At 60.3% G+C, this 10085-nt stretch carries 6 protein-coding genes and 1 pseudogene; 5 read left to right on the top strand and 2 right to left on the bottom strand.

The window, feature by feature from the left end; all coding sequences use genetic code 11:
* Positions 1-305 precede the first annotated feature (305 nt).
* On the top strand, positions 306-1751 hold the full coding sequence (locus VIO10_RS12440; RefSeq protein WP_331964551.1) for a coniferyl aldehyde dehydrogenase: 1446 nt from the start codon (positions 306-308) through the stop codon (positions 1749-1751).
* 226 nt (positions 1752-1977) lie between these two features.
* On the opposite strand, the gene VIO10_RS12435 is transcribed toward VIO10_RS12440, so the two are convergent.
* Positions 1978-2568 (bottom strand): hypothetical protein, encoded by a 591-nt coding sequence (locus VIO10_RS12435; RefSeq protein WP_331964548.1) that lies wholly within the window; start codon positions 2566-2568, stop codon positions 1978-1980.
* A 323-nt stretch (positions 2569-2891) separates the two neighbouring features.
* Here VIO10_RS12435 and VIO10_RS16325 point away from each other — a divergent pair.
* The 4 genes and pseudogenes from VIO10_RS16325 to VIO10_RS12420 form a co-directional block, all read left to right on the top strand.
* Positions 2892-3044: pseudogene (locus VIO10_RS16325) on the top strand (zinc-ribbon domain-containing protein); the annotation flags it as partial.
* A gap of 126 nt (positions 3045-3170) precedes the next feature.
* Positions 3171-6398, top strand: coding sequence for an adenylate/guanylate cyclase domain-containing protein (locus tag VIO10_RS12430; RefSeq protein ID WP_331964545.1), 3228 nt, complete (start codon positions 3171-3173; stop codon positions 6396-6398).
* Positions 6399-6542: 144 nt separating this feature from the next.
* Positions 6543-7856 (top strand): oxygenase MpaB family protein, encoded by a 1314-nt coding sequence (locus VIO10_RS12425; RefSeq protein WP_331964542.1) that lies wholly within the window; start codon positions 6543-6545, stop codon positions 7854-7856.
* Entirely contained in the window at positions 7840-8811 is a 972-nt protein-coding gene (locus tag VIO10_RS12420; RefSeq protein WP_331964539.1) for a class I SAM-dependent methyltransferase, read from the top strand. The genes VIO10_RS12425 and VIO10_RS12420 overlap by 17 nt, the downstream gene beginning before the upstream one ends.
* 130 nt (positions 8812-8941) lie before the next feature.
* Here VIO10_RS12420 and VIO10_RS12415 read toward each other — a convergent pair.
* Positions 8942-10085: response regulator (locus tag VIO10_RS12415; protein WP_331964536.1), on the bottom strand; the 1144-nt coding region annotated here is incomplete at its 5' end.

The raw sequence follows: 10085 nt of genomic DNA, 5'->3' as shown, positions 1-10085 counted from the left end.
TGATGCGTCTCTGATTCGTTTCCCTGATCTGGACCAACCGATTCCCTGTTCCCGCAAAATGATTCCCTGATCAGCCTCAAAAAATTCCCTGTTACGAATTTAGGGAATTCTATGGAATTCTCTTTTGAATAGGCCGCTCTTTCCGAGCTCTGGGCGTTCAGAAGAGGCCAAAATCGCCGATTTTTCCCTGCTATCAGGGAATTTTCCTTGCGGAGAGCAGTTCGCATAAGACTGCGTCATCCGCACCCGAGTCTCGTAAGGTCCGGGTCTCGCTTGCGAATCGGGAAAGATCGATAATCACCACCATGACGGCCACAGCTGTACAGCACTTCCCGCAATCGAATGGCGCAGGCGATCTCGGCGCGATCTTTGCCCGCCAGCGCGAGGCGTTTGTTCGCAACGGAGCGCCCTCGCTCGAAGCGCGGCGCGCGGAGCTGGCCAAGCTCAAACAAGCGATTAAGGAAAATGCGGGACGGATCGCCGAGGTAATCTCGTCGGATTTCGGCAATCGCTCGGCGCATGAGAGCCGGTTTGCCGAGATCTGGACCACCCTGGCAGGAATCCGCCATACCAGCAGTCATCTCGGCAAGTGGATGAAGCCAAAGCGGGTTTCGGTCAGCCTGGAACTGATGCCGGGGCAGGCACGCATCATGTATCAGCCGGTCGGCGTCGTCGGCATCATCAGCCCGTGGAATTACCCGTTTGAGCTTTCGATTTTGCCGCTGATGGCGGCGATTGCCGCCGGCGATTGCGTGATGCTGAAGCCGTCGGAATTGACGCCGCGCACCTCGGCATTCCTGGCCGAGCTTCTTTCCGGTCTCTTTCCCGCCGATAAGGTTGCGGTGGTGCAAGGAGGGCCGGAGGTCGGCGAGGCGTTTTCCCGCCTGCCGTTCGATCATCTTTTCTATACCGGCTCGACCGCCGTGGGCCGCAATGTGATGCGTGCGGCCGCGGAGAACCTGACGCCGGTCACGCTGGAGCTTGGCGGCAAATCGCCGTGCATCGTCGGCGACGACGCATCGATGCCCGCCGCGGTTGAAAGCATCATCTTCGGCAAATTGATGAACGCCGGCCAGACCTGCATCGCACCGGATTACGTTCTCGTGCCCAGGGCACGGCGGGACGAATTCGTCCGGCAGGCCCAGGCCGCAGTTCGTAAGTTCTATCCAAGCCTCAAGTCAAATCCCGACTACACCAGTATCGTCAACGAACGCCATTACCGCCGCCTCTCAAACTATATCGACGAGGCCAGGGCGAAAGGCGCCGAGGTCGTCGAAATTAATCCGGCTGGCGAGGCGCTGGAGCCGGACGCGCGCAAGTTCATTCCGTCCCTTGTGCTCGATCCGGAAGACGGGCTCGGGGTGATGCGCGACGAGATTTTCGGCCCGATCCTGCCGATCAAAAGCTACGACCGGCTTGACGAAGCGATCGAGTACGTCAATCGCCGGCCGCGTCCGCTGGCGCTCTACTATTTCGGCCTCGACCCCAAGCAGCGCGATGAAGTTCTACAGAGGACGATTTCAGGCGGCGCGGCGGTCAACGAGACGCTGATGCATGTCGCGGTCGATGATTTGCCGTTCGGCGGCATCGGCGCTTCCGGCATCGGCGCCTATCACGGCGAGTTCGGCTTCCAGACCTTCTCGCACCGCAAGGGCGTGTTTTTGCAGAGCCGCTTCAACAGCGCGTGGATGCTGCATCCGCCCTTTGGCAAACTCGCCGACTTCATGCTGAAGCTTATGATGCTGCGGTAGCGCGGGGGACTAAACCGACAAATTCACGCCGGCGTCGATCGTCCTCTTCATGGAGCATCTGACCCCTGCGGACTATCCGTGGTTGCATGGAAACCGTGTCAAACGCGGATTCGAGCGCGACTGAATGAGGATTGAATCGAGTCCTACTGAGAGGACAAAGCTTCCCGGCAGGCAGGAGCACTCCACTTGTTCGGCGTAGTCTTTAACTGCGCGATCAGTTCATCATTTACATCGACCGTGCAAGTAACCATTTGAGCCTTGCTTCCGAAAATGTCGGCAATGAGCTCAAATTTGAGAACGTCCCTGACTTTATCGAATTCAGGAAGGTGTTCCACGGCAGGAAATTCGCGCCGGGTCTGCAATCGGAGCCGACGGTGCTTTTGCAGTCGATTGGCCATGGAGCAAAGTAAGTTTCATGTGTTTTAGCATCTCCCCCATTTATCGGAGTCGGGACGGCTTCAACCTGACCTCCCAAACTCAACGTCTGACCGTCCGGAGAATTAGAGTGGATGAAATATTGCCATGTCTGCCGGTAAAAGCCCTTATCAATCTGGACCTGCAATAACTCATGACCGACTACAGCGTTGTAGCCGATGTCGCCCGAGTTTAGATAGGACATTCGAGCCGCGAACCGGACGTAGGTTTCGCCGTCAGGATATTTATCGCCATGGATCAATATCTGCTCAGGTCCAAATAGCTTTACGTTCGCGCCGCGAAAATACGCGGTAACCTGATAGGTCACCGCTCCAAATGCAAGAATAAAGGCAGCTAGTGCAACGAGGTCTGTCTCACGCTTGATTGTCAGCAATGGCGCCACTTCGATCGACTCGCACTCGCCGCAAGGTAGTAGGGCAGTATGAGATCAGGTCCCCGGCTGAACTCGCTGCGCTCTGTTTTCCATTATGCCCGACTCGCAGAGTGTGTGTCGATGCAGGTCGCCCGCGCATGCATCGTAGCAAGGTTTCGGCCCGGTCGGAATTGCGCAACCGGGCCCCGTGTAGCCGAACCCGGTCCGACACTCCATGTAAGGCCCGACCCTTTGCGCTATAGTGCGCGCGCGAGCTATCAGTACTTCGACCCGGAGGCGTTAGATCGGAAATTCCGAATTAATAATTCGGGTGGCAAGCCCGAACTCAGTTGATGGTCCAGGCAATGCGTTGCACGAAATGCGGAAGTGACAACCGCGGAGGGCGCAAATTCTGTGCGCAATGCGGCGCTCCGATTTCGACCAGCTGTACGCGCTGCGGCGCGTCCAACGAGCCCGGCGAGAAGTTCTGCGGAGAATGCGGAGCCACTCTCATCGACACGGCTCCAGCGAATGCGGCTAAAGCTTTTGTAACCGAACCTGCCGCGTCCGGCCTTCTTGTTACGCAGGAGGAATCGGACTCCTCGCTCGTCGTCGACGGCGAGCGCAAGACCGTGACGGCGCTGTTCGCCGACATCAAGGGCTCCACCGAACTGGAGGAGGACCTCGATCCGGAAGAGGCGCGCGCGATTATTGACCCGGCGTTGAAGCTCATGATCGATGCGGTCCATCGGTACGACGGTTACGTGGTGCAGTCCACGGGCGACGGCATCTTCGCGCTGTTCGGCGCACCGATCGCGCGCGAGGACCATCCGCAACGCGCGCTTTATGCGGCGCTGCGCATTCAGGAAGAGCTGCGCCGCTACGGAGAAGGACTCCAGCGAGAGGGCCGCACGCCCTTGCAGATCAGGATTGGAATCAACACGGGCGAGGTCGTGGTGCGCTCGATTGCCACCGGCGGCGGCAATGTCGAGTACACGCCGATTGGACACACGGCCAATCTCGCCGCGCGAATGCAGACCCTGGCCAATCCTGGTGCAACTGCGATCACCGAGGCGACCCGCAAGCTGGTCGAGGGGTACTTCACGCTCAAGGCGCTTGGCCCCGCGCGCATCAAGGGCATCAGCCAGCCGGTCGAGGTGTACGAAGTTGCCGGGCTGGGACCGCTGCGCACCCGACTGCAGCGGTCGGTGAGACGCGGACTGACGAAGTTCGTCGGACGCGAGCGCGAGATCGAGGCGATGACGCATGCCGCGGAGCTCGCCAAGCAAGGGCGCGGGCAAATCGTGGCGGCGATAGCCGAGGCCGGAGTCGGCAAATCGCGCCTGTTTCATGAGTTCAAAGCCAGGAATCAGTCGGGCTGGATGGTGCTCGAAACCTTCTCGGTCTCTCACGCAAAGGCTTCGGCGTATCTGCCGGTGGTTGATTTGCTCAGAGATTATTTCGAAATCACGCCCGAAGACGATCACGGCAAGCGCCGTGAGAAGGTCAACGGCCGGGTGATGACGCTGGACCGCGCCTTGGAAACAACCATCCCTTATCTGTTTGCGCTTATCGGCGTGACGGGCGAGAGCAACCCGCTCGCGGAGATGGAACCGCAGCTCAAACGACGGCGAACCTTGGAAGCGGTGAAGAATCTGCTGCTGCGCGAGAGCCTCGAGCAGCCGATGATGCTGATCTTCGAAGACTTGCACTGGATAGACGGCGAGAGCCAGGCGCTGTTGAACATGTTGGCAGACGCAATCGCCAACACGCGGATTCTGCTGCTGGTCAACTATCGCCCCGAGTATCGCCACGAATGGGGTAGCAAGACTTACTACACGCAGCTTCGGCTCGATCCGCTCGGCAAGGATAGCGCCGAGGAGATGCTGTCCGCGCTGCTCGGCGCTTCCCTCCCTCTGCCTGACCAGGGCCACAGTAGCGAACGCGAAGGCGCCCGACACGCGCGCGGGCTCGAGGCGGCGGACGGTGCGCGATCCGCGCCTGCAAAGCAGGGCGACGACGACCTGTCCGGACTGAAACGGCTCATCGTCGAAAAGACCGATGGCAATCCGTTTTTCATCGAGGAGATTGTCCAATCGATGTTCGAAGAGGGCGCACTGGTGCGCGATGGCGCCATCAGACTCGCGAAGCCGCTGGCGGAGTTGAGTATCCCGCCGACCGTTCGGGGAATACTCGCCTCGCGCATCGACCGGCGTGCCCCCAGGGAAAAGGAATTGCTGCAAACGCTTGCGGTGATTGGCAAGGAAATTCCCCTCGCCCTGATCGAGCAGGTCGCGGCGGCGGAGGGCGAGGATCTCCGGCGAATGCTCGCCAGCCTGCAATCGGCGGAGTTCATCCACGAGCTGCCGGCGTTCCCCGATGCCGCATACGTCTTCAAACACGCGCTGACGCAGGAAGTGGCCTACGGCTCGGTGCTTGCCGAGCGGCGCAAGGCGCTGCACATCCGCATCGGCGAAGCGATCGAGGCGACGTTTGCCAATCAACTCGACGATTACGTCGAAGAGCTTGCGCGCCACTACTCACGCGGGTCCGACGCGAAAAAAGCCGCACCGTACTTTTACCTGGCCGGGCAGAAGGTAGCAGCACGCTCCGCCTACGGCGACGCAATAGCTCATTTCACTTCGGGTCTGGAATTGCTGCCGGCGATCGCCGCCGGCCCGCAGCGCGATCAGTTGGAGCTTGGTCTGCAGTTAAGCCTTGGGCAATCGTTGATGTTCGCGAAGGGTTACTCGTCGCCGGAGGTGCAGGGCGCGTTCGGCCGCGCGCGCGAACTGTGCGCCGGATTCGGAGATACTCCGCAGCTTTACCCGGTGCTGTATGGCTTGTGGGGCTATTATCTCGTCCGCGCCGAGTATCGAGACTCCCAGGAAATCGGCCGTCAGCTTCTGAGTCTGGCCGAACGTCAGCGCGACCCGGATCTGCTTCTGGAAGCGCACGCGGTGAGTGGGCAGAACGCATTCTATGGAGGCTGCGATCTTGCCCGGGCGCGCTCCCATTTCGAGAAAGTGTTGTCGATTTACGATCCGCACAGTCATCAAGGCCATGCGCTGGTCTACGGTCAGGACCCCGGTATAGTCGCGGGCTCCGTTCTGCCTTGGGTCTTATGGTTTCAAGGCTATCCTGAACAAGCGCTTTCAAGGCAGCGTGACTGCTTCATGCTGGCTCGCGAGCTGTCTCATAAATTCAGCCTTGCGTACGCCAAGACGTACGGGGCGGCTCTCTGCCAGTTGCTGCGCGACATTCGATTGGGCAAACAACTGGCTGAGGAAGGTCTCGCCCTCTCGACGGAGCATGGATTTGCCTTCCTCTTATTGGCTACTCGATTCAGCCTCGGATGGGCGCTGAACCAGATCGGGCAGTCTGAGGAGGCTGTAGCTGTACTGCGTGGCGCGAAGGACGCATGTCGCGCCTTGGGAGCCCCCGTGACAGGCCCTCATCAGCAAGGACTGCTGGCCGACGCGCTGGCGAAGTCGGGCCACCCTGAGCAAGGCCTCGAAGCCATCAGCCAGGGTCTCGCCGAGGTGGCCAGCACCAGCGAGGAATACTACGAAGCCGAGTTGTACCGGCTTAAAGGCACGCTCTTGCTGGCGCTGACCCGTCCGCAGGAGGCGAGTGCGGAAGCAGCCTTCATGAAGAGCCTGGAAGTCGCGCGGCGCCAGAGCGCGAAGTCATGGGAGCTGCGGACCGCGATGAGCCTTTACCGTCTCAAGCGCAAACAAGGCAATCCGGAATCGGCTCGCAAGACTTTGGAGTCGGTTTACGGTTGGTTCACCGAGGGATTCGATACGCCCGATCTTAAGGACGCCCAGGCGCTCCTGACGGAATCGGCAACCATGTAGGGGAAATCGAGGATGCCAAAAAGAGCCCGCGATCGAGGAAAGGCAAGAGGGAGAGGAAGCCAGGGAATCGAGCAGACGCAAGGATGGAGCGAAAATCTTATTGACCAGATGTGTCGGAAGGGGGACGACCTGGCAGACGCTTTGGTGACCAAGGTTGCGCAGCAGACCCAAGGTGGACTGCCACTGCTCGCGGACCTGCTGCGCAACATGATTCGCCATGAGACAATCGGACATTTTAGAAGCAAGCTGACCGACGCCTTCAAAGGCTCTAGTCCCGGCGATCGCAAGAAAGTCGGCGAACTCCTGGACAAATACCTCGACGACACAAGAATAGTACCTTGGGCTGAGCCAGAGCTGATTGCGACCGGCCAGCGCGTCTTTAGACAAAACGGCATGATTGCCTTTGCAATCCTGGGATGCGCCAGTCTGCCGGAATCCTATGCCACCTCCTATGGCGCAAAGGTTTTGGGAATCACACAGCAACTCCTGAGTCACACCAAGCGCCGCCTGTGGGAAACCTCCCTGTTTGTGATCAACCTGATGCAAGAGCGGGAAGACAACCTGCAAGGCTTGAGCGACGAAGGCATCGAGGCGGCGCAAAAGGTGCGCCTGATGCACGCCGCGATCAGATATCTGATCAAGCAGCAGCCCGCCAAAATGCCCCCGAACGGCAAACCGGGATCTGAACTCGGAAACGCCTTCCTGCAGATGCGCTGGCACGAACAAGAGTGGGGTGAGCCGGCTAACCAAGTTGCCATGAGCATGGCGATCCTGAGTTTCTCCTACGTAGTGCTTCGCAGTCTTCGCAAGTTGGGGGTCGATCTCACCCACTTCGAAGAAAAAGCATATCTTCACTGCTGGAATGTCGTGGGCGCGATCATGGGTGTTGATGACAGAATGCTCCTTCCCAAGGGCCAAGAGTCGATGGAGGAGGCGCAGGAGCTATACGAACGCGTCTGGCTGAGGCCCGGCGTCATCGCCAGAACCAGCGAGGGCAGAGCGTTGGAGAAGGCGCTGCTCGAGTACATGGAGGACTTCGTTCCCGAGACCTTCGAGCCCTTGCGCCGCATCCCGCGTATAATCACCCGCGGACTGGTTAGCTCGAAGATTGCCGGCGCAATTGGCCTGCGCCTTGACTGGAAAGACACGCTTGGCCTGCAGATGCTCCGCGGTCTCACCCATGCACATCGGTTCGGCACCGGCGTTGCGGGACTGGCCGGAGTGGACCTCGACTGGGCTGCAACCGCTTTCCAGGATTTACTGAAGGCCGGAGGCCTGCGCCATCTTGAGGCCGAAGACATCGATCAGCTACCGCCGATCCGGCTCGCGGCGGAATGGCTGTTTCGCAGGATGGCGGAAGGCCTGCATCTGTCGGAGCGCGGAGGCGATCGGCCACCCTTCCAGATTCCTACGAAACTCGCCCGCCACTGGCACATTGGCAATGAGCGCAAGGAATAGCCCCGCCGGCGCCCCGGACGCGTCCGCGATAAGGAACGAGCACTGGGTCGATGATGACGTACGCCGGCACTACAGCTATGGTAATTCGCACTCGGATCTATATCGATTCCTGGGCCAGTGGTCGGATCTAGGTACCTACCTGAACATAGGGTATTCAGATTCGCGCCAGCGTCACTGGAGCAAAAGGGCTCATCTTCGCCTGATCGATCGGATTGCGGAGGGACTGCTCGCTCTTCACCACACCGGCCCCTACAAGGGTGACGATCCCCCGCGTCTGCTCGATATCGCCTCGGGGCGTGGTGGTCCCGCGATTCGTGCTCACAAAAAATACGGGTTGGACGTACTCGGTCTCGACTTCACTCCATTCAACGTTCGGCGCGCGAACCACAACAGCGCCACCTGGAAGATTTCGCCGGAGCACGTCGAATTCACCGAAGGAGACGCGCTGAAGCTACCAGTGCGCAATAGAGAATACTCGCTTGCGTGGTCAATCGAGGCTCCCGCGCACTTCAAGGACAAGGGACAATTCCTAAAAGAAGCCGCGCGGGTGCTCAAACCGCGAGGAGCGTTCGCATTCGCCGATCTGCTGGTGGTAGATCGGGTCGTCAACGCTTCGGAGAGAAATCGCCGGATCTATAGGGGCTTCCTCGAAGCATGGGACGTGCCCTATCTGGAGACGATCCACAGCTATCGTGCGAAGATCACCAAGGCCGGCTTCACGCTTCGCGAAGCGGAGATCTGCACCGCGAAGAATCTGCGCTACTTCGAACAGTACTGTCGCATCTTCGCGCTCTTCTTTGAGACCCCGCCGCTTTATCGGATGTACAAGGGGTACGTGAAGGCGCGCGCGGGAGTGGACTTGGACAACGTCCACGAGCACGTGACGCGGTCCTATCGCGCGCTGCGCCTGGGAATGATCGACTACGGCATCTTCTGGGCGGTGCGCACGGCCTGAGAAAGCCGTCCCGGATCGCACCGCATTTTGCCCGCGCAAGGTAAATCCCTGCGCGCTGCTGTCCATTCCCCGGGGTGCACTCCAGCGTCAGGATTTCCCGTTACTTTACGGTGAATGCGCGTGTGGGGGTTCAGGCGCGCAGGCGGTCGCCGTTCGTTTCGGCATCGCGGGTCGCCGTATAAGCGGCGGCCAGCAGGGTGGCTTTCTTCACCGGCTTGGCGACGTACGCATCGCATCCCGCGTCGATTGCTTTATCCAATGCCTCGGCGAGGACAGAGGCCGTCAGCGCGATGATTGGGACGCGGGGGCGTCCGGTTTCATTTTCTATCGCGCGTATCGCCCGGGTCGCCGAGTAGCCGTCCATGATTGGCATCTCGATGTCCATCAGTACCAGATCGTAGATGCCGGTCCTGAACTTCTCGACCGCCGCGGCGCCGTCCTCGGCTTCGTCGATAATGTGTGGCGTCTTCTGGAAGTACGCCTGCACCAGCAGCCGATTGTCGTGCGAATCGTCGGCCAGCAGGATCCTGAGCGGGCGCATCTCGCCCGATACGTCGCTGCCCAAGGTCGAATGGACGCCGTCGCGCTCGGCGGGCGAGGTGAGTTGCGATGATGGACCACCGGCGCCAAGGGCCCGGTTCAGCACTGCGTACAGATCGGCGCGCTTTATCGGCTTGACCATGAAGATCTCAACGCCCGCTTCGCGAGCCCGCGCCATGGTTGCGCCCAGGTCGTCGGACGTGAGCATCAGTATGATCGGACGGTCGTGCGACCCGAGCCCGCGACGGCGAATCTGACGGGCCACTTCTATTCCGTCCATCCCGGGCATCCGGCAATCCAGCAGTACCGCGCGATAGGGGTTGCCGCCGGCCACCGCCCGATCGATTTCGTTCAGCGCCGCCTGGCCGCTCTCGACACAGGTGACCAGGACGCCCCGCCAGATGAGCGCCTCGCGCAGGATCATTCGGTTGACGGCGGTGTCATCGACGACCAGGATGCGCATGCCGGCCAGGTCCACGCTCGCCGCGTCAAGCGCGACCGTCGCAGGGGCGGGCCGGGTCTTGAACTCGGCGGTGAAGCTGAAGGTGCTGCCCTTGCCCATCTCGCTCTCGACGGCTATCGCGCCTCCGTATATCTCGACCAGACGCTTGACGATCGTGAGCCCCAGCCCGGTTCCGCCATACTTTCGCGTCGTCGAGGAGTCGGCCTGGGTGAAGGCGTCAAAGATGCTATCGGTCTTGTCGTGCGCGATCCCGACCCCGGTGTCCGCCACC

It is taken from the genome of Candidatus Binatus sp., assembly GCF_036567905.1.
Taxonomy (GTDB): Bacteria; Desulfobacterota; Binatia; order Binatales; family Binataceae; genus Binatus.
Note: the sequence above shows the minus strand (reverse complement) of the source record. Positions and strands in the feature narration are given on the sequence as shown.

Excerpts from the sequence above, each read along its gene's own strand:
- VIO10_RS12440 (WP_331964551.1), top strand. The coding sequence starts at position 306 with ATGACGGCCACAGCTGTACAGCACTTCCCGCAATCGAATGGCGCAGGC.
- VIO10_RS12420 (WP_331964539.1), top strand. The coding sequence starts at position 7,840 with ATGAGCGCAAGGAATAGCCCCGCCGGCGCCCCGGACGCGTCCGCGATA.